The 18,765-nt window shown below is 60.9% G+C and carries 20 protein-coding genes; 4 read left to right on the top strand and 16 right to left on the bottom strand.

Going from position 1 to position 18,765, the window contains the following annotated elements:
- Positions 1-37 precede the first annotated feature (37 nt).
- Both B9Z41_RS16650 and B9Z41_RS16645 read right to left on the bottom strand, forming a co-directional pair.
- Positions 38-1,030, bottom strand: a complete 993-nt coding sequence (locus tag B9Z41_RS16650; protein WP_233202758.1) for a tripartite tricarboxylate transporter substrate binding protein — start codon at positions 1,028-1,030, stop codon at positions 38-40.
- 17 nt (positions 1,031-1,047) lie between these two features.
- Positions 1,048-1,971, bottom strand: a complete 924-nt coding sequence (locus tag B9Z41_RS16645) for a 3-keto-5-aminohexanoate cleavage protein (protein ID WP_100148206.1) — start codon at positions 1,969-1,971, stop codon at positions 1,048-1,050.
- A 215-nt stretch (positions 1,972-2,186) separates the two neighbouring features.
- Here B9Z41_RS16645 and B9Z41_RS16640 point away from each other — a divergent pair, with 215 nt between their 5' ends.
- Positions 2,187-2,612, top strand: a complete 426-nt coding sequence (locus B9Z41_RS16640; RefSeq protein WP_100148205.1) for a heme-binding protein — start codon at positions 2,187-2,189, stop codon at positions 2,610-2,612.
- 13 nt (positions 2,613-2,625) lie between these two features.
- On the opposite strand, the gene B9Z41_RS16635 is transcribed toward B9Z41_RS16640, so the two are convergent.
- The 6 genes from B9Z41_RS16635 to B9Z41_RS16610 all read right to left on the bottom strand — a co-directional run bounded on the left by B9Z41_RS16635 (position 2,626) and on the right by B9Z41_RS16610 (position 8,161).
- Positions 2,626-3,774, bottom strand: coding sequence for an alpha-hydroxy acid oxidase (locus B9Z41_RS16635; RefSeq protein WP_100148209.1), 1,149 nt, complete (start codon positions 3,772-3,774; stop codon positions 2,626-2,628).
- 7 nt (positions 3,775-3,781) lie between these two features.
- Complete coding sequence (locus tag B9Z41_RS16630) at positions 3,782-4,765, bottom strand: tripartite tricarboxylate transporter substrate binding protein (protein WP_100148204.1); 984 nt, start codon at positions 4,763-4,765, stop codon at positions 3,782-3,784.
- Positions 4,766-4,824: 59 nt separating this feature from the next.
- Positions 4,825-5,739, bottom strand: coding sequence for a fumarylacetoacetate hydrolase family protein (locus B9Z41_RS16625; protein ID WP_100148203.1), 915 nt, complete (start codon positions 5,737-5,739; stop codon positions 4,825-4,827).
- Positions 5,736-6,617, bottom strand: coding sequence for a TauD/TfdA family dioxygenase (locus B9Z41_RS16620; RefSeq protein ID WP_100148202.1), 882 nt, complete (start codon positions 6,615-6,617; stop codon positions 5,736-5,738). Before B9Z41_RS16620 ends, B9Z41_RS16625 begins: the two co-directional genes overlap by 4 nt.
- A gap of 156 nt (positions 6,618-6,773) precedes the next feature.
- The gene (locus tag B9Z41_RS16615) at positions 6,774-7,733 is read right to left on the bottom strand and encodes a CapA family protein (protein WP_233202757.1); all 960 of its coding nucleotides are present in this window, start codon (positions 7,731-7,733) and stop codon (positions 6,774-6,776) included.
- Complete coding sequence (locus tag B9Z41_RS16610) at positions 7,730-8,161, bottom strand: hypothetical protein (protein ID WP_143474224.1); 432 nt, start codon at positions 8,159-8,161, stop codon at positions 7,730-7,732. Before B9Z41_RS16610 ends, B9Z41_RS16615 begins: the two co-directional genes overlap by 4 nt.
- A 181-nt stretch (positions 8,162-8,342) precedes the next feature.
- Between B9Z41_RS16610 and B9Z41_RS16605 the strand changes: the two genes are divergently transcribed.
- Positions 8,343-8,726, top strand: a complete 384-nt coding sequence (locus tag B9Z41_RS16605; RefSeq protein WP_100148199.1) for a hypothetical protein — start codon at positions 8,343-8,345, stop codon at positions 8,724-8,726.
- Between the two features lie 33 nt (positions 8,727-8,759).
- Here B9Z41_RS16605 and B9Z41_RS17360 read toward each other — a convergent pair whose 3' ends face one another.
- Positions 8,760-9,491, bottom strand: coding sequence for a 4a-hydroxytetrahydrobiopterin dehydratase (locus B9Z41_RS17360; RefSeq protein WP_158236209.1), 732 nt, complete (start codon positions 9,489-9,491; stop codon positions 8,760-8,762).
- 92 nt (positions 9,492-9,583) lie between these two features.
- Here B9Z41_RS17360 and B9Z41_RS16595 point away from each other — a divergent pair, with 92 nt between their 5' ends.
- Positions 9,584-9,862, top strand: coding sequence for a cupin domain-containing protein (locus tag B9Z41_RS16595; protein WP_100148198.1), 279 nt, complete (start codon positions 9,584-9,586; stop codon positions 9,860-9,862).
- A complete protein-coding gene (locus tag B9Z41_RS16590; RefSeq protein WP_100148197.1) occupies positions 9,859-10,554 on the top strand; it encodes an SDR family NAD(P)-dependent oxidoreductase in 696 nt (231 codons plus the stop codon). The genes B9Z41_RS16595 and B9Z41_RS16590 overlap by 4 nt, the downstream gene beginning before the upstream one ends.
- A 12-nt stretch (positions 10,555-10,566) precedes the next feature.
- Here the strand turns inward: B9Z41_RS16590 and ggt are convergent, their stop codons facing one another.
- Genes ggt through B9Z41_RS16555 form a run of 7 tightly spaced genes read right to left on the bottom strand, consistent with a single transcriptional unit; the run spans position 10,567 to position 18,387 of the window.
- Positions 10,567-12,159: a gamma-glutamyltransferase gene (gene ggt, locus B9Z41_RS16585; protein WP_100148196.1), complete on the bottom strand. Its 1,593-nt coding sequence runs from the start codon at positions 12,157-12,159 to the stop codon at positions 10,567-10,569.
- The gene (locus B9Z41_RS16580) at positions 12,156-12,866 is read right to left on the bottom strand and encodes a GntR family transcriptional regulator (RefSeq protein WP_100148195.1); all 711 of its coding nucleotides are present in this window, start codon (positions 12,864-12,866) and stop codon (positions 12,156-12,158) included. The genes ggt and B9Z41_RS16580 overlap by 4 nt, the downstream gene beginning before the upstream one ends.
- A complete protein-coding gene (locus tag B9Z41_RS16575; RefSeq protein WP_100148194.1) occupies positions 12,863-13,840 on the bottom strand; it encodes an ABC transporter ATP-binding protein in 978 nt (325 codons plus the stop codon). Before B9Z41_RS16575 ends, B9Z41_RS16580 begins: the two co-directional genes overlap by 4 nt.
- Entirely contained in the window at positions 13,837-14,946 is a 1,110-nt protein-coding gene (locus tag B9Z41_RS16570) for an ABC transporter ATP-binding protein (RefSeq protein ID WP_100148193.1), read from the bottom strand. The genes B9Z41_RS16575 and B9Z41_RS16570 overlap by 4 nt, the downstream gene beginning before the upstream one ends.
- Positions 14,943-15,809, bottom strand: coding sequence for an ABC transporter permease (locus tag B9Z41_RS16565; RefSeq protein ID WP_100148208.1), 867 nt, complete (start codon positions 15,807-15,809; stop codon positions 14,943-14,945). The genes B9Z41_RS16570 and B9Z41_RS16565 overlap by 4 nt, the downstream gene beginning before the upstream one ends.
- Positions 15,810-15,819: 10 nt before the next feature.
- Positions 15,820-16,773 carry an ABC transporter permease gene (locus B9Z41_RS16560; RefSeq protein WP_100148192.1) on the bottom strand — a complete coding sequence of 318 codons (954 nt, stop codon included), beginning with the start codon at positions 16,771-16,773 and terminating at the stop codon, positions 15,820-15,822.
- Positions 16,774-18,387, bottom strand: coding sequence for an ABC transporter substrate-binding protein (locus B9Z41_RS16555; RefSeq protein ID WP_100148207.1), 1,614 nt, complete (start codon positions 18,385-18,387; stop codon positions 16,774-16,776). It lies immediately after the preceding gene.
- Between the last annotated feature and the right edge of the window lie 378 nt (positions 18,388-18,765).

Here is an 18,765-nt window from a genome sequence, read left to right as displayed (position 1 = left end):
GCACACAGGGCCACATCCACGATGTGGCCCTGTTTTTTTAGTCCAGCTTCATGTCACGGATGACCGAGCGAAACTGGTCCATCTGGCGGCGCAGCATCGCGTCTTGTTCGGCGGGGGTGGAGCCCACGGGGTCGGCGCCCAAATCGGCCAAGCGCTTCATCACCTCGGGGTTGCGCACGGCCGCAGCAATTTCTTTTTGCAAACGATCAATGATGTCTTTGGGCGTTTTGGCGGGTGCGAACACGCCGTTCCAACCTTCCAGCTCCAGCGAGGCAAAACCGAGTTCACGCACCGTGGGTACATCGGGCAAGCTGCCAATGCGCTTGGACGCGGTGGTGGCAATGGCACGCAAACTGCCATTGCGAATTTCGGCCAACGACGATGACAACTGGTCGCCACCGACTTGAATGCGCCCACTCAACAACTCTTGCTTGAGCGGTGCCGCACCTTTGAACGGCACGTGCTCCATCTCGACCTTGGCATCACGCTTGAACGCTTCGCCCAGCACGTGCACCGCAGTGCCCGGCCCGGTGGAGCCGTAGTTGTATTGCAGGCTCTTATTGGCCTTGAGCAAGTTGGCCAGCTCACGCAAATCCTTGGCGGGCACCGCAGGGTTGGCCGTCAACACAAACGGCACGTACACCGCAATCGACACACCGGCGAAGTCGGTCTCTGCGTTGAACGGCGAACGGTTGGCCAAGGACTGGGCCACATACGACAAGGGGAACGAAATGTTGTGCATCAACAGCGTGTAGCCGTCGGGTGCTGCCTTGGCCACCAAGTCAGCGCCAATGGCGCCACCGGCACCGCCCTTGTTGTCCACCACCACGGGCTGGCCCATGGTCTCGCTCATGCGCTGCGCGACGATGCGCGCCACGATGTCGGTGGTGCCACCGGCTGGGAACGGCACGATCAATTTGATGGGTTTGGACGGATAAGCCTGTGCCATCACCGCAGTGCTGGTCACCGCAGCCCACACCATCAGCCCTGAAGCCAAGGCCTGAACCATGCGTCGTTTTGTGAATGCCATCTCGTGTCTCCTTGGGGTTAAAACTTGACGTGTTCGCTGCCTTTGAGTTGCAGCATCTCACGGGCCTCATCGGGTGTGGCCACCTCGTGGCCCAGACCCTCGATGATTTGACGCACCTGGCGCACTTGGTCGGCATTGCTTTTGGCCAAGGTGCCTTTGCCCTGCCACAAGCTGTCTTCCAGGCCAACCCGCACATTGCCGCCCATGCCAATCGACAAGGTGGCAATGCGCATTTGATGGCGGCCACCGCCGAGCACCGACCATTGGTAGTCTTTGCCAAACAAGCGATCGGCGGTGCGCTTCATGTGCATCACATCTTCTTCGTGCACGCCAATGCCACCCAGAATGCCAAACACCGACTGCACAAAAAACGGTGGCTTGATCAAGCCACGCTCGGCAAAGTGCGCCAGGTTGTAGAGGTGGCCAATGTCGTAACACTCCAGCTCAAAGCGCGTGCCGTTGGCGGCACAGGCGGCCAAGGCGTATTCGATGTCTTTGAAGGTGTTGCGAAAAATCAGGTCACGGCTGCCCTCTAAGTGCTCTTTCTCCCAGGGGTGCTTGAAGGTTTTGAAACGCTCCAACATCGGGAACAAGGCAAAGTTGATGGAGCCCATGTTGAGCGACGCCACCTCGGGCGCAAAGCGCAGCGAGGGCTGAATGCGTTCGTCAATCTTCATGAACGGCGAACCACCGCTGGTGAGGTTCAGCGCAGCGTTGGTGCGGGCTTTGATTTGCGGCAAGAACTTGGCAAAGGCCTCGGGGCTTTGGTCGGGTTTGCCGGTGATCGGGTCGCGCGCATGCAAGTGGATGATGGCTGCGCCCGCTTCAGCGGCACCGACCGAGGCCTCAATGATTTCTTCGGGCGTGACGGGCAAATAAGGGGACATGGACGGGGTATGGATGGCCCCGGTGACAGCACAGGTGATGATGACTTTGGACATGGTTCACGTTCGACAAATAAGACCGTCGCATCGTATTTCTCGACCTGTGTTTTCACACGCGCGTTAACCCTCTGCTGCTCTGGCGTCATGCCAAAATCTGTCGCATACGGCACACCTGTCGCGCGGGTAGACACCGCATCTGCTTGTCTAATCAACCCCCACAACAGCTGTGTGCTGCACGCATTTTTTCACTCTCATGATTCAAAGGAATTCACATGTCCAAACTCACGCTCGACGCTGCCCTGAAGATTGCACAAGAAGCGGCCAAAGCCGCTCGCGTGGCGGGCTACCAACCCATGGGCATCGCGGTGCTCGACCCAGCCGGTGACTTGGTGACCTATGTGCGTGAAGATGGCGCCAGCATGTTCCGCTTTGACATTGCCAAGGCCAAAGCCTGGGGTGCAGTGGGCATGGGTGTGTCCAGCCGCGTGTTGGCGACTCGCGCCAAAGACAACCCCAACTTCTTTGTGTCTTTGTCGGCCACCTCGCAAGGTCAGTTCTTGCCCCAGCCCGGCGCCGTGCTGATCAAAGACGCGCAAGGCAACATCTTGGGTGCTGCGGGCGCGAGCGGCGGCACCGGTGACGAAGACGAAAAAATCTGTATCGCCGGCATCGAAGCCGCTGGCTTGGTCGCCGGCTGAACGCCCTCCTCGCCTAGGCTTGCATCACCTTCGTCAACAACGCGGGGGTGATGTCAGCCACGCTGCGCACGCCACACAGTTGCAGAGTGCGCACCAGCTCGGTCTGCAAAATTTCCAGTGCGCGTTGGGCGCCACGCTCGCCATCTGACACGGCACCAAACAAGGTGGCGCGCCCGAGCAGCACCCCACCTGCGCCCAAAGCCAGCGCCTTGACCACGTCTTGGCCACGGCGCACGCCACCGTCCACCCACACCGGCACACGTTGTGCTGCCGCTTGCACCACGCCGGGCAAAGCATCGAGTGTGGCCACGGCACCGTCGAGCTGACGCCCGCCATGGTTGGAGACCACCAAGGCGTCACACCCCATGGCACAGGCACGGTCGGCATCGTCGGGATGCATCACCCCTTTGAGGATGAGCCGACGCGGCCACAGGTCACGGATTTTTTGCAAGGCCGCCCAATCGAAAGACGCGTCGTAATTGCGCCCCACCGACGACGCCATGCTGGATGCGCTTTTGGCTTGATCGTCCAAACCAATCAGGTTCTCCATCACCGGCATGCCTCGGCTGAGCATGTGCCAGCACCAACCGGGCTTTTGTGCAAAGTCCCACACGTTCTTGGGCGTGAAGCGAAACGGCACCGAGAAATGGTTGCGCTGGTCACGCTCGCGTTTGCCCCCCACAGGCAAGTCCACCGTGATCATCAAGGCCTCGTACTTGGCCACACGGGCACGCTCAATCATGCGGGCCAAGAAGGCTTTGTCTTTGAGGATGTAGGCCTGAAACCACAAGCGCCCAGGGGCTGCGTCGGCAATGCGCTCGATCGACGCTGTGGCCGTGCTCGACAGTGTGTAGGGAATGCCCGCGGCCACCGCGGCCTTGGCAATGGCCACATCGCCGCCCGGATAACCAAAACCCACCGCACCCGTGGGCGCAATGGCCATGGGCATGGCAGTGGGGCGGCCAAAGATATCGGTGTGGGTGTCGATCTGCGACACGTCTTGCAACACCCGTGGCAAAAAGCGGTGGCGCTGAAAGGCTGCGCGGTTGGCAGCCAGTGTGATTTCGTCTTCTGCGCCGCCATCGAAAAAATCAAAGATCGCGCGCGGCAAACGCCGCTGCGCCGCAGCGCGCAAATCAGCAATGGAATAAGCAGCCGTCATGTCCATCTCAGTTCAAGTCGGCTTTGACCGCCGCGGCTTTGATCACGCCATCCCAACGCTCGTAATCGCGCTTCAAAAACGCGGTGAACTCCGCCGGTGTGTCACCCACAATCACGGCGCCGAGTTTTTCCAGCTGCGCCCGCACCTCGGGCTTGACCAAGGCCTTGGTCATGGCCTCGTGCAAGCGGGCCACCACGGCAGGCGGGGTTTTGGCAGGGCCCAGCAAGCCCACCCAGGGCGCTGTTTCTTCAAAGCCGCTGAAGCCCGCTTCGGCCATGGTGGGCGCATCGGGAAATTGCGCCAAGCGTTTGGCGGTGCCTACGGCCAAGACATGCACACGCTTGGTGGCCACGTAATCGGCCAAACCCACCACGGGATAAATCATGAAGTCCACCCGACCGGCCATCACCTCCAGCAGTGCGGGGCCATTGCCCTTGTAGGGAACGTGCAGCATCTTGGCTTTGGCCGAGGTGGCCAACAACTCTGCCGCCAAGTGCCCAGAGCCGCCACTGCCAGACGACGCAAAGCTCACCGCTTCGGGTTTGCTGCGGGCTTGCTTGAGCAAGTCAGAGATGGTGCGCAAGGGCGAGTCATAGGCGGCCACCACCACCATGGGCAACACGGCCGCGTTGGAGATGGGTGTGAAGTCGGTCTTGGGGTTGTAGCCCGCTTGCTCGCCCAACAAAATGGGGTTGACGTTCATGCCCAACGATGAGAACAACAAGGTGTAGCCATCCGCCGGTGAATTGCGCACCTCACGCGTGGCAATCATCGAGCTGGCACCGGCTTTGTTTTCCACCACCACCGCCTGACCCAGCGTGGCAGTCATGTCTTTGGCCAGCACACGTGCAATCACATCGGTGGGGCCACCGGCCGCAAAACCCACCAGCAAACGAATCGGTTTGCTGGGGTACACATCGGCAGCGTGGGTCCAGCCACACAGCGCCAGCAGTGACACACTCAGCAATCGGGTGAAGTTTTGACGGGTCATGTTTGTCTCTTGGTTTGTGATGAAGGTTCAATCGGTGAAAGCTGAATCAGAAAAGCACGTCAAGCAATGGCGTGCGTCATGCTGCCCACGCCGGTGACTTCCAGGCGTAGCTGGTCACCGGGTTGCAAATACAGCGGGGGTTGGCGAAACGCCCCAATGCCAGCGGGCGTGCCGGTGGTGATGACATCACCCGGCTCCAGAGTCATGAACTGCGACACATAGGCCACCAAGGTTTTGACTGGAAAGAGCATGTCGGCGGTGTGGCCATGCTGCATGCGCTCGCCATTGAGCCAGCACGACACGTCCAAGGCCTGCGGGTCAGGCACTTCATCGCGCGTCACCAGCCATGGTCCCATCGGACAAAAGCCGTCCATGCTTTTGGCGAAGGTGGTTTGTGCGGGTGAGATGTCAAACTGAAACTCACGCGCGCTCACATCGTTGAGCACGGTGTAGCCCGCCACATGTTCCAGGGCTTGTGCCTCGGGAATGTGACGCCCGTAAGCCCCAATCACCACCGCCAACTCTGACTCAAAGTCCAACTTGGTCACGCCGGGCGGACGCACCACGGGCGCACCAGGGGCTACCACCGACGAGGACATTTTGAAAATGATGCGTGGTTTTTCAAAGGGTGCGACACCGGTCTCTTTGGCGTGGTCGGCGTAATTGCGTCCCACCCCAATGATCTTGCCTGGGCGCGGCACCGGCGCGTACAAACTCACATCGGCCAAGTCCACATCGGGCACTGCGCCCCACGCCACATGGTCTTGCAGCTTGGGCAAGGCGTCTGGGCCAGCACTGAGCCAGCGCAGCATGCCGCCCACGGGCGGCAAGGTGCCAGCGCGTTGGTGGTGGGCCAAGGCTTGCGCACTCACCGGCAAAGTTTCGATCCAGTCTGAGATGTCGAGCACTTGCTGGTTCAACACCACCCCTGTACGAACGCGCCCATCGTGGCGGTGGAAGGTGATGAGTTTCATACGGTCTCGTTGGCAAAGTAACGGTTGGCCATGACCTGGCAGCGTTTGATGTAACGCGGCTCGTCAGGGCGGTAGTCGGGTACAGCGTTGTGCAAAGTGCCCAGGTTGTCCCACATCAGCACATCGCCCACTTGCCAGCGGTGTTTGTATTGGTACTTGGCTTGCAGTTGGTGTTCAAACAAGAAGGCCAAGGTCTCGTCGCTCTCGGCCTCTGACATCTCGTTGATGCGCATCGAATAGCCGGGGTTGGCGTACAGCACCTTCTTGCCGGTGATGGGGTGGCGCAAGATGACCGGGTGCGACACCGGTGGCTTGGCCTGGCGTTGTGCGGCGGTCAGGGGTGGGCGTGTGCTGCCCTCTTTGGCGCGCATCATGTCCCAGAACTTGGCGAAGTCATGGGTGATGGTCATGCCCTCCAGGCGTTGCTTCAAGGCCTCGGGCAAATCGTCATAGGCCGCATGCATGTTGGCGAACTCGGTGTTGCCCAAAGGCTCGCCATCGCGGTGCGGAATTTCCAGGCCATACAAGATGTTGGAGAACGCCACCATCTTGCTGTACGACATGTCGGTGTGCCAGTCCTGCCCGGCATCGCTGAGCCCCAGCGGTTTGCCGTCGGGCCCGATCTTGTTGGACAAAATCATCACCTCGGGCAAGCCGGGCTCTTGATACATATTGGCCACGTTGATTTCCAAGCGGCCAAAGCGCTGGGCAAACTGCTTGAGTTGCAGCGAAGTCAGCGTTTGTTTCGGGTAGCTCAGCACACCGTAGCGGCCCAGTGCTTGCTCCAGTTGCTCAAACTGCGCATCGGTCAAGGGCTGCGACAAGTCCAAGCCCTCGACACGGGCGCCCAAGATTTGTCCACTCTCCATGATGTTCATCGTCGCACTCCAAGTTCATCGCGCCATCCGCAAGACATCCCCAGCGGATCGTGTGTGTATGTGTCTGGATTGGTGTCTCCCAGCTGCGCGTTGAGCTTATCGAGTTTTCTTTCTGAGCAGACATGGCCATGTCACACGCTGGACATGGCACATGCCTCAGCGCAAATTCACGCGCTGCACCTGCGCTGCGCTGTGCGGCAAGCCTTGGGCGTCGATCTTGGCGGTGTGCACTTGCCACGCACGCACACCTTGCTTGTCCAGCTCAAAGCGGATGGCCCAACCGATGTTGTTCACCGCATCTGGAAAGCCATCGAACACAAAGTTACCCAGGCTGTAAAAAATCGGCTTGCCCTTGTACTGCTCGGTGTCTTGCACTTGGTGCGGGTGTCCTCCAATCACCAGGTCGGCTCCTGCGTCCACCATCAGGCGTGCGAGCTTGCGTTGGCGCGCGTTGGCCACAGGCTCTTCCCAGCCCCAGTGCATGATGGGAATCACCACGTCGGCATGCCACTGCGTGCGCGCGAGGCGTATGTCGCGCACCACTTGTTCGTCTTCGCTCCACGCCACGCCGGGGCGGTCGTGGTCGGCCTCAAAGCTGCGCGGCTGAAATTCGTCATAGCCCAGCAAGGCAATGCGCACACCTTTGCGCTCAATGATCAAGGGCGTGTGCGCCTCTTGCAGGTTCATGCCGCCGCCGTAGTAACCGATGCCATGGCGTTTGAGTGCCCCCAGCATGTCGGCAAACGCTTTCGGGCCAAAGTCACCCGAATGGTTGTTGGCCAAACCCACCGCATCGAAATGGCGGGCGATGTACTTCAACCGCTGGGGATGCACACGAAAGGTGTTGGGTTTGTCGGGCTCGGCCGAGCCAACGGTGGACACCACGCATTCCAAATTGCCTACGCGCACATCGGCGCTTTTGAACAAGGTGGCAAAGTCCAGAAACGGGTCACGCCGAGCGCGCATGGCCCGGTCTGGCCCCCCCTCCAACATGATGTCGCCCACCACCACCAACGAGACCGATGCGCGCTCTGAGGTGGCCTGGGCCATCACGGCCCCACTCCACACACACCAGGCAAGCCACAGGCCACAGCGCCAGCCACTTTTCATCGTCATGGCGTCACCTCATGCAAGGCACAGCTGTATTGCAGCTCTTTGCCCAAAAACGGCGAATACACCGCCATTTGCCCCGTCAACGCGTCGGGTGCGGGCGTCTGCTGCGCCACAGGGGCGACAAACTTCACATGCTGCATCAGCATGGGTTGACGATGCGTCTGGTAGTACACGTACAAGTTGATCAACTCAACCCGTTGGTCGTCACCCAACACCACCGCCTTGAAGCGAAAGCGTTGGTTCAAATCGATGCTGGTCACGGGATAAGGGTCGCGTGTGGGCACAAACGCATGTTGCTGCGCCTCGGCATTGACCTCGAATTGACAGCGCAACAAGGGCGACGCCAAGGCCATGACCGGCACAAGCCCTGTCAGCCAGGCCCAAACACCAGCGCGCAGGCCCCTGCTGACAAATGGGGGGATGGTTTGCAAGTCTCGTCTCCCTGATCGTTGTTGGATGTTGTGTTGCATTGGACGCCCAGGCCCGACCATCAACCATTGATGTTGTCCCCGATACATGACCCAAACCTAGGGTTACTACCAACAAGAAATACATGAAGTAAGTAGAAACCCTATGATCCACCCATCAGTTTGTCAGTTCACAGGAGTTTTTATGACCGCTTTTATCCACCTTGACTACAACGTTGTGCACCCTGGTGTGGCCCGCGCAGAACGCGCTTATGGCGTCAGCAAATCTTTGATGAAACGCCTGCAAGGCGAAGGTGGTTTGGCAACACTGCTGTTGACCGTGGCTGGCTTGAGCTTGCTGGCTTCCATTTACGAAATCATCGAAACCTCGCCTGAAGGCCAGTTGCTGGCCGCTTGGGTGGTGTTCTGGATCGCAGGCACCGGCTTGATCTTGGGCACCCGCAAGTACGTGGGCCGCATGGTGCAAGCCTGGAAGCGCGCCGACCAAGACGCCCGCATGTGGGAGCTGGCCCAGAGCGACTCCCGCGTGATGGCCGACCTGCGCTGCGCACGCAGCCGCGCTGAGTAATCAGCGCCCCGCCAGCGCTCACAGCGCTGGGGCTTAAGAAGTTGCCAGCGCGCTGATCGCGCTGGCAAGGGCCACGTCCTTGTGCGTCAAGCCGCCCGCATCATGGGTGGTGAGTGTCAGGCGCACACGCTGGTAGACGTTCCAAATTTCTGGGTGGTGGTTGTGCAACTCTGCCAATTCAGCCACTCGTTGAATGAAGGCCATGGCGGCCTTGAAGCTCTCCATCTCCCACTGCCTTGACAGGCTGCCTGTCGTCACGTCGTGTGACCACTCGGGCACGCAGCGCGCCAGCACCGGTGCGCTGGCGAGGTGTTGCAACAGGCCTGTGCAACCGTCTTCTACCAAGTCCAGCACCACGTCAAAACCGTCGGACCCACCGTGGTACGGATCGGGCACCACGGTTTGCGGGGATGTTTTGAAAAACTCGGCGAAGCGCCGCAGCTTGTGCTGGTGCTGTGGCGGGCACTGGGCTTGCAACAAGGCCAAGTTGTCCCAGTCCATGGCCAGAATCAAATCAGCATCGGCAAAGTCATCGTCCATCACTTGGCGGGCACGCAAGTCAGACAGGTCGTAGCCACGTCGCTGGGCATGCACTTGGCTGCGTGCATCGGGCGGCGCGTCCACGTGATAGCTGTGGGTGCCTGCTGAATCGACCGTCACCACGTCCGACAAATGCGCTTGCTGCAAACGATGGCGCAACACCCCGTGTGCCGTGGGGCTGCGGCAGATATTGCCCATGCACACCAACAAAATTTTGTAGCTCATCGCGTCCCACCTGTTTGCAAGGCGTTCACTCTAGCCCATGGGCGTCGCCTATGCGCCAAGCAAGGACATCGCTGCCTTCCTAGAATGAATTCATGACACATCCCGCACTCTCCAACTTCACACAGCAGGCCCTGGCCGATGGCTACCAAGAGGTGGTCGAACGCAACTGGGCACCCAACACCGTGGCCGAGACGCACACCCACCCCTTTGCAGCACGCGGTTTGCTGACACAGGGCGAGATGTGGCTGACCTGCGCGGGCCACACGCAGCACCTGCTGCCGGGTGACATCTTCAACCTAGAACCCCTCACTCCCCACGAAGAGATGTACGGCCCCGAGGGCGCCACGTACTGGGCTGCCCGCCGTTCATGAACAGCCTGGGCGCGTCTTACCGCGCACTGGTGGTGGGCGCAAGCGGCGCCATTGGCAGCGCCTTTGTGCGCGCTTTGCAGCAAGATCCGGCCTGCCAGCAGGTGCTGTCCTTGTCGAGGGCGTCGCACCCAGGTTTTGACATGCAAGACGAGGCCAGCATTGCCAGCGCAGCAGCAGAGCTGGCGCAAGCAGCCCCGCTTCACCTCATCGTTGACGCCACGGGCGCTTTGACCATCGACGGGCACGGCCCCGAGAAAAGCCTGAACGCCTTGCACGCCGAGCCCCTGCTCCAGAGCCTGGCCGTGAACGCCGTCGGGCCCGCGCTGTTGTTCAAACACCTGTTGCCCTTGTTGGACACCACGCAACGCACGGTCTACGCCAAACTGTCGGCACGCGTGGGCAGCATCACCGACAACCGCAAGGGTGGCTGGTACAGCTACCGTGCGGCCAAGGCGGCACTCAACATGCTGTTGCACACCGCCGCCATCGAAGCTGCGCGCAAACGCCCGCAATTGGTGGTGGCCGCCCTACAGCCCGGCACCGTGGCCTCGGCCTTGTCGCAACCCTTTGTGGCCTCGGGTGCCCTCGCGCCTGACACCTCGGTGGCGGGCTTGCTGCACGCTTTGGATGCGCTGCCCGCACACAGCGGTGCGCATTTTGTGGACCACCAAGGCTTGCCTATTCCTTGGTAGGGCCTGCGGCCATCACCACGCCGCCACGCAGCCGTCGCTGCGTGGGTCTTCCCCGCCTTCGATCCAGCCACTCGGGTGCAGCACCAAAGCGCCTGCGTGGCCCATGCGTTCGTCAAAGTCAGACACCACCTCCACCGGGTGGCCCAAGGCACGCAAGCCCTCGATCACCTCGGGTGCGTAGCGTGACTCCAGCTTGAGCGTGGTGCTCTGCTCGGCCCAGGTGCGGCCCAACAACCAACGCGGTGCGGCCACCGCCGAGCGGACGTTGTGGCCGCCCCAGACGTAGCGTGAAAACACCGCGGCCTGGGTTTGCGGCTGCCCCTCGCCGCCCATGGTGCCGTAGACCAGCAAGCGGCCATCGTCGAGCTGCGCCATGGCGGGGTTGAGGGTGTGAAACGGTTTGCGTCCTGGCACCAAGCTGCGCAACCGGCCGGGCTGTAGGTCAAACGAGCAGCCCCGGTTCTGCCACCAAAAACCGCTGCGCGGCAGCACCACGCCGCTGCCAAACTCAAAGTAAATGCTCTGGATCATGCTGACCGCACGGCCTTGGTCGTCGACCACGCCCATCCAGGTGGTGTCGCCATCTGAATTGGGCGCGGGCCATGGGCTGGCTTGGTCGGTGGGCACCTGAGAGGCCAAATGGCTGATCACCGCCTCGGTCAGCAAGCTGGTAGGCGGCACGGCCATGGCCTTGGGGTCGGTCACATGCTGGTCGCGCACCATGAAGGCTTGCTTGGTCGACTCCACCAAGGCATGGATGCCCGCCACGTTGTCGGGGTTCCAACCCTCTTGGCGGATGCGGTCATACACCCCCAAGATCAGCAGTGAGGCCAAGCCTTGCGTGGGCGGCGCCATGTTGTAGAGCGTGGCGTTGGAGATTTTCAAAGCCAGTGGCGGCTTGACCTGCGCCTTGTGGCGTGACAAGTCTTTGGCCGTGATGGGGCTGCCCACGTCTGCCAGGTCCTGGGCGATTTGGCGCGCCAGATCGCCCAGGTAAAAATCGTCGGCCCCAGCGCGTGCGAGTTGTTCCAAGGTGGCGGCCAAAGCCGGAAATGTGTGCCTGTCACCGTACTGGGGCACCTCGCCTTGCGCTGTCAAAAAGGCTTGGGCAAAGCCCGGCTGATGGGCCAACTCACCCAGCTTGTTGCGGGTGTTGGCCTCTTGGCTGTGGGTGACCGGAAAACCTTCACGCGCGTAGTGAATGGCGGATTCCAGCAAACGCGCAAACGGCAAGCGTCCACCCCAGTGCTGCTGGCTGTAGGCGTAAGCCGCGCCCCAGCCTGACAAGGTGCCAGCCACCGTGTTGGCCGCCAGCGGGCCGCGCCACGGAATGCTCGTGGCGTCGCCATACAAACCACGGGTCACGGCTTCGCCCGCCGCACCGCAGGCGTCGATGGACTGCATGTCCTGCCCCGGTGCGTGCAGCAGCCAAAACCCATCGCCGCCAATGCCCGTCATGTGCGGGTAGACCACGGCCAGCGTAGCGGCCACCGCGATGGTGGCTTCGATGGCGTTGCCGCCTTCGCGCAAGATGTCCAAACCAGCTTGTGAGGCCAGCGAATGAGAGGCGACCACCGCGCCGCGACGACCAAGAACAGGGTTCATGCTGGACTCCAGGTTGGGTCCACACGCACGACTGCGCTGTGGGCCGATAACACCCGCGCAGCCGCACTGCGCGCAAACAACAAATGGCTGCGCATCTCGCGGTAGCACGTCACCGCGTCACGCGACAACAAGGCCTCCACGATGACCGAGTGCTCTTCGAACGACTCGGCCATGCGCTCTAAATTCAAAAATTGGGTACGCCGGAAGGTGGAAATGCGATGGCGCAAGCCCGTGGCCAAGTCAATCAACGTGGGGTTGTGGCAACCGCGAATGATGATGCTGTGCAGGGCACGGTTCAAGTCGTCGTACTGGTCGGCGTCGCCCGCCTGCATGGCCACGCGCGCCTGTGCATGCACCTGGCACAACTGGCTGCGCTCGGCCTCGCTCATGCGCACGGCGGCATGGCGGGCACAGGCGGCTTCGAGTTCGCCAATGGCTTCAAACATTTGGTCTAGCTGGTTGGGCGTGACTTCGGCCACCACCGATCCTCGGTTGGGGCGGTACACCACCAAACCGGTGCTGGCGAGTTGCTTGAGCGCTTCACGCACCGGCGTGCGCGAGACCTTGAAGCGCGCGGCCAGCATGGCCTCGTCCAGTCGCACACCGGGCGCGAAACTGCCCAACACAATGTCGTCGGCAATCTTGCGACACACCTCGTCGCTCAAACCGCCACGGCTGCGGGGGACGTGGTGTTCGGCCAGACTCATCCCAGGCTCACTTGCGTCATCGGATGCCAACACGCCAAGGCACTGCCACCGTGGGCTTGCAACACGGGGCGTTCGCTCACACACCGTGCTTGCGCCTGCGCGCAACGCGGCGCAAAGCTGCAACCGGGCGGCAGCGCCGTCAAATCGGGCGGCGAACCCGGCACCGCCACCAGCGGCTGGCCCCGGTTGGCCGCACTCACGGTAGACGCCAGCAGACCTGCGGTGTAGGGGTGGCCGGGGTGGTTCACCACCTGTGCCACATCGCCTTGCTCAACCACGCGTCCGGCGTACATGACCGCGATGCGGTCGGCCACTTCAATCGCCGCGCCAATGTCGTGGGTGACAAAAATCACCGACATGCCGGTCTCTTGCTGCAACTCGCGCAACAACAGCAAGATTTGAATTTGCACGGTTGCATCCAGCGCCGTGGTGGGCTCGTCGGCCAGCAGCAACTGGGGGCGACACACCAGGGCCAGCGCAATCATGGCGCGTTGGCGCATGCCACCCGACAGCTCATGCGGGTAGGCATCCAAGCGTCGGCGCGCTTGCGGAATTTGCACCCGCTCCAGCATCTGCAAGGCTTGGTGCTGGGCCGTTTTTCGGTCCACGCCGTCGTGGGCCTGAATGGCTTCCACCATTTGCTGGCCAATGGTGTAGACCGGGTCAAACGCCAAGCCGGGTTCTTGAAACACCATCGACGCCACACCGCCACGGTAGGCGTCGAGTGCGCGGCCTTGCAGCCCCAGCACGTCGTGACCGGCCACCGTCACTTGGCCCGTGACCTGGGTGGTGCGCTCAGGGTGCAAGCGCAGCAAGGTGCGCAAGGTCACGCTTTTGCCTGAGCCCGACTCACCCAGCAAACCCAGCACCTCACCCTGCGCCAATTCAAAACTCACATCGCTCAGCGCATGGGCTTTGCGGTGACCGGTGAAGTGCACATTGAGGTTTTGCACCGACACCAAAGGATGGGTCATACCGCCACCTCCTGCGCAGCCGAATGCACAGGCGCGTGCAGGATGTCCTGCGTGTCGGCATCAGCCTCGGTGTGACCCGAGCGCGGGTCGTTCATGTGGCAAGCCACGGTGTGGGTGTCCAGCTTATTCACGGCCATCAGTGCAGGGGTTTGTGCCTCGCACACCGCTTGCGCATGCGGGCAACGGTCACGAAAGCGGCAACCGCTGGGTGGGTTGATGGGGTTGGGTGGGTCGCCCGTGAGGGGCGAGCGTTGGGTGCGGTGGCTCGGGTCCATCGACGGCACGGCGGACAGCAAGGCACGGGTGTAGGGATGCGCCGCCTGACCGTAAATGCGCTCGACCGGGCCTTTTTCGACCACCTGCCCCAGGTACATCACCATCACGTCGTCGCTGATGTAGTGCACCACATGCAGGTCGTGCGAGATGAACAAATAGGTCAACTGCCGCTCGACCTTGAGCTCTTGCAACAAGTTCAACACCTGCGCTTGCACCGACTTGTCGAGCGCTGCCACCGACTCGTCCAAGATCACCAAGCGCGGATGAAACGCCAAGGCGCGCGCAATGTTGACGCGCTGGCGTTGACCGCCCGACAACTCGTGCGGATAACGCGAGGCAAATTGGTCAGGCTCCAAGCCCACCCGTGCCAGCAAGGCACGCGCTTCCTGCGTGGCTTGCGCGGCGGGCATGCCATGCACCTGCGGGCCATAAGCAATGGTCTCGCCAATCGTCAGACGTGGGTTGAGCGAGGCAAACGAGTCTTGAAACACCATTTGCAGGTTGCGGCGAAATTCCTTCAAGGCAATGCCGCCGTATTCGGCCACACCGTCGCCGTCAAACACCATGCTGCCGCTGTCGGGCGCCATCAGGCGTGCGATCAAGCGCGCCGTGGTGGACTTGCCACAGCCCGACTCACCCACGATGCCCAGGGTCTTGCCCTTGGCCACCGAAAAGCTCACGCCGTCCACCGCATGCACAAACTTGCGCTCACGCGAGAACAGGTCAGCACGCACGGGAAAGTGTTTTTTCAAATCACGCACCACCAGCAGGGGCTGGGCTGGACCACCCCGGTCGTCGGCAGGCAAGGCAAGAGAAGCTGAAGCGGTCATTTGCGAATATCCATGGCTGAACGCACGCCATCGGCCAACAGGTTGAACGCGATGGAGGTGATGAAGATGAGCAAGCCCGGCAGCGCAGCCACCCAGGGGTTGTTGTAGATGGCAGAGCGCAAGGTGTTGAGCATCAGGCCCCACTCGGGTTCAGGGGGCTTCACACCCAGCCCCAGGAACGACAAGCCCGAGGCCAGAATCATGCTCACGCTCAGCAAGCCCGTGGCATACACAAACACGGGCCCGAGCACATTGCCCAGCACATGCACGCGGATGATCGAAAAGGCGCTGGCCCCGCTCATACGCGCGGCTTCGATGTAGTCGAGCTGTCGCACCTGCGTGGTCACACTCTCGGCCACCCGCACCACCTGCGGCACAAACACCAAGGTCAAGGCAATCAGGCTGTTGCTCATGCCAGGCCCCAAGGCGCCCGAGATGGCCACGGCCAACAACACCGAGGGGAAGGCATAAAACACATCCAGCGCACGCATGATCACCATGTTGACGCGCCCACCCACATACCCGGCAAACAAGCCAATCGATGCGCCAATGCCAAACGCTGCCAACACTGGCACCACGCCCATCAGCAAGGACAAGCGCCCGCCGTACATCAGGCGCGTCAACATGTCGCGCCCCAACTCGTCGGTGCCCAGCCAATAGCCTGGGCTGCCCACGGGCAACAAGCGGCGCATCATGCTGGCCTTGAACGGGTCCGCCGGAGCCAACCACGGTGCCAGCACCGCGGCCAACACAATGCACAGCAGCACGCAGGCACTGGCCAGGGCCACCGGGTCTTGGCGCAACTGACGCCCCACCACATGCCAATAGCTGCGGCTGGGGGCCAAAGAAACAGTCTGTGTCATGACATGCACCTCAGCTTCGACCCATGCGGGGGTCAATCAGGGGTTGAAGAATGTCGACACACAAATTCAAAACGACAAAGAACATGCACAACACCAAAATCGTGCCTTGCAACAGCGGCATGTCGCGCTGAAAAATGGCCGTGTTCAACAAGAAGCCGGTGCCTGGCCAGGCAAACACCGTCTCCACCAAAATCGAGCCGCCCATCAGGTAGCCCACTTGCAAGCCCGCCACCGCCAACACGGTGGGCGCGGTGTTCTTGGCCACGTGTTTGAACACGGCCACGCCGCCCAAGCCACGGGCACGCAAGGCCACCACAAACTCTTGGCCCAACATGTCGGCCACCAAGGCGCGCACGGTGCGCGTGATGATGCCCATCGGAATCACCGACAAGGTGATGGCCGGCAACACCAGGTGGCGCAGGTGCGCGATGTCCCACAACCACTCGGACGAACCACCGGGTCCCGCCCCCATGGCGGGGAACCAACCCAGCCAGATAGAAAACACAATCGTCAACACCAGGCCCAGCCAGTAGTGGGGAATGCTCACCCCCACCACCGACAGGAAGGTCGCCACACGGTCGACCCAGCTGCCATGCTTGTACCCCGCCAGCGCCCCCAACACACAGCCCACCAGCACACCCAGGCCTGCCGCCACACCGGCCAAGACCAGGGTGTTGCTGACAGCCCCCAGCACCTCGGTGGCCACGGCGCGGCCCGAAGCGATGGAGGTGCCCAAGTCACCCTGCACCGCGCGCCACAGCCACAGGCCGTATTGCACGGGCACCGGACGGTCTAGGCCGTAGGCGCTCTTGAGGGCTTCGATCACGTCAGCGGGTGCGTCGGCTGGGGCAATGGCGTTGAGCGGATCGCCCGGCGCCAAGTACACCAACATGAACGACACCACGGTGACGCTGAGTGCGATGGGCAATGCGTACAACAGACGCTTGAGGAAGTACGTCAACATTTAGGGCATGCGGATGGTGGTGAGGTCTTGGAACCAGTGTTGCGCTTGCACAAACTCTTTCACTTTGGCGGACATGGCGTGCGGGTTGGTGTCATGCACGACCCACAGCATCAAGGCGTCGTCCACCATGGTTTCGTGAATTTCGGCCAACAGCTTGTCTTGAATCTTGGTGTCGAAGTTCTTGCGAATCGTGTCGATGGCGCCGTCCACTTTGGGGTTGTTGTAGCCGCCCCAGTTCACACCGTTAGGCGCGATGTAGCGGCTGTCCACAAAACGCGTGATGGCGTAAAACGGATCGGCCGTCACATAGCCCAAGTTGATGGCGGTGATGCCCTTGCCAGCGTTCATGTCGGCCTTGGCGCCACTGCGCCAGTGCAGGTAGAGGTTCTCTAACTCCACCACTTCGAACTCCAGCTGAATACCAATTTCAGCCAAGCTTTGCTGAATGAACTCGTTCATCGGCAACGACAACATTTGTCCGGTGCCACCTTGGGCAATGATCACTTTGGCCTTGAGCGGTTTGGCAGGGCTGTACCCGGCTTGTGCCATCAAGGCCTTGGCCGCTTTCACGTCGTAGGTGATTTTGAAAGCCGGCTTACCAAACCATGGGCTGGTGCTGTCGAGCTGGCCCTTGGCGGGTGTGGCCAAACCGTTGAGCAGCTTGACGATGGCGTCACGGTCAATCGCCAAGTTGGCGGCTTTGCGCACGCGGATGTCGGTCCAGGGTGAACCGGGCAACGTGGAGAAGTGGTAAGGCCACACGTGCGGTGTGACGTTTTGCACAATCTTGAAGCCCGAGCTCTTGAGCTGCGGCAGCACATCCGGCGGTGGCGTTTCGATGATGTCAACCTGGCCGTTCAACAAAGCATTGGCACGGGTCATGGCATCGGGAATCGGCACCAACACAATGCGGTCGGTCTTGGCCAAGCGGGTCTTGTCCCAATAGGCGGCGTTCTTCACCAAGTCTGCGCGCTCACGTGCCACCAGCTTGTCGAGCTTGAAGGGGCCAGTACCTGAAGGTTGGCTGGCCACCTTGCTCCAGTCACGGCCCATCTTCTCCCACTGCGCGGGGCTAGAGATCAGGAACCATGGCAGTTGGTAAGGGAACAAGGCATCCACATCTTTGGTGGTGATCTCTACCGTGTACTCGTCCACCAAGCGGTAAGACGCGATGGACGGAATGCGTGGGCGCACTTGCGCGCTTTGCTTGGCATCGAACTGGGGCGACTTGTCAGCCAACACCTTGTCCAAGTTCCACACCACAGCGTCGGCCTTGAAGTCAGAGCCATCATGAAACTTCACGCCTTTGCGCAGGGTGAAGAGCCATTTTTTGGGGTCTTTGGCATCGGCTTTCCAGGCACTGGCCAAACCGGGCACCAGCTTGCCTGGGCGTGTGCCGATGTTGGCTTCCCAGGCCACCAGCGGGTCATACAAAGTATGTCCGGTGAATTGGTAAGCCCCGGCACCTCGGTCAGGCTGGCCGGTGGTCAAAGGAATGTCGGCCATAGAAATGCCATAACGGGCGACTGTCTCAGCCTGCACGCCTGCGTGCAATGCCAAGGCAATGGGCAAGGCAACCAACCAGTGCGGCAGTTGCTGAGGGACAAATTTCATGTGGGACTCCGAAGTGAAAAAGACAACCCACTGATTGCATGCAATGTGCCAACTTGCATGCAAAGCCGCATGTATTTCACAAGCCCATGTTTTGAAAGAGAAATTCTGGATTTGTTTGCATGCCAACAATCCAACGCATCCGCACTTGAAATCAAAACTGCGCATGGCTTGCATGCAGTTGCACCAATTCAGCGCAAAAACATGCAGCTTGCACACAAGTGGGACATGTGGGCAACTTGGATACGGCACATGTGTTGAATTGCATCCAAATCTGACCCGGGATTTGCATCGAATATTGACCCACCCGATTTGTGCTTTTTAGAGCTCCTGTTTTGATTTTCTCTGTTTTCCCTCCTTATTTCCCTGAGTCGAACTGTT

Origin of the sequence: Limnohabitans sp. JirII-31 (assembly GCF_002778315.1) — a bacterium.
Classification (GTDB): domain Bacteria; phylum Pseudomonadota; class Gammaproteobacteria; order Burkholderiales; family Burkholderiaceae_C; genus Limnohabitans.
Note: the sequence above shows the minus strand (reverse complement) of the source record. Positions and strands in the feature narration are given on the sequence as shown.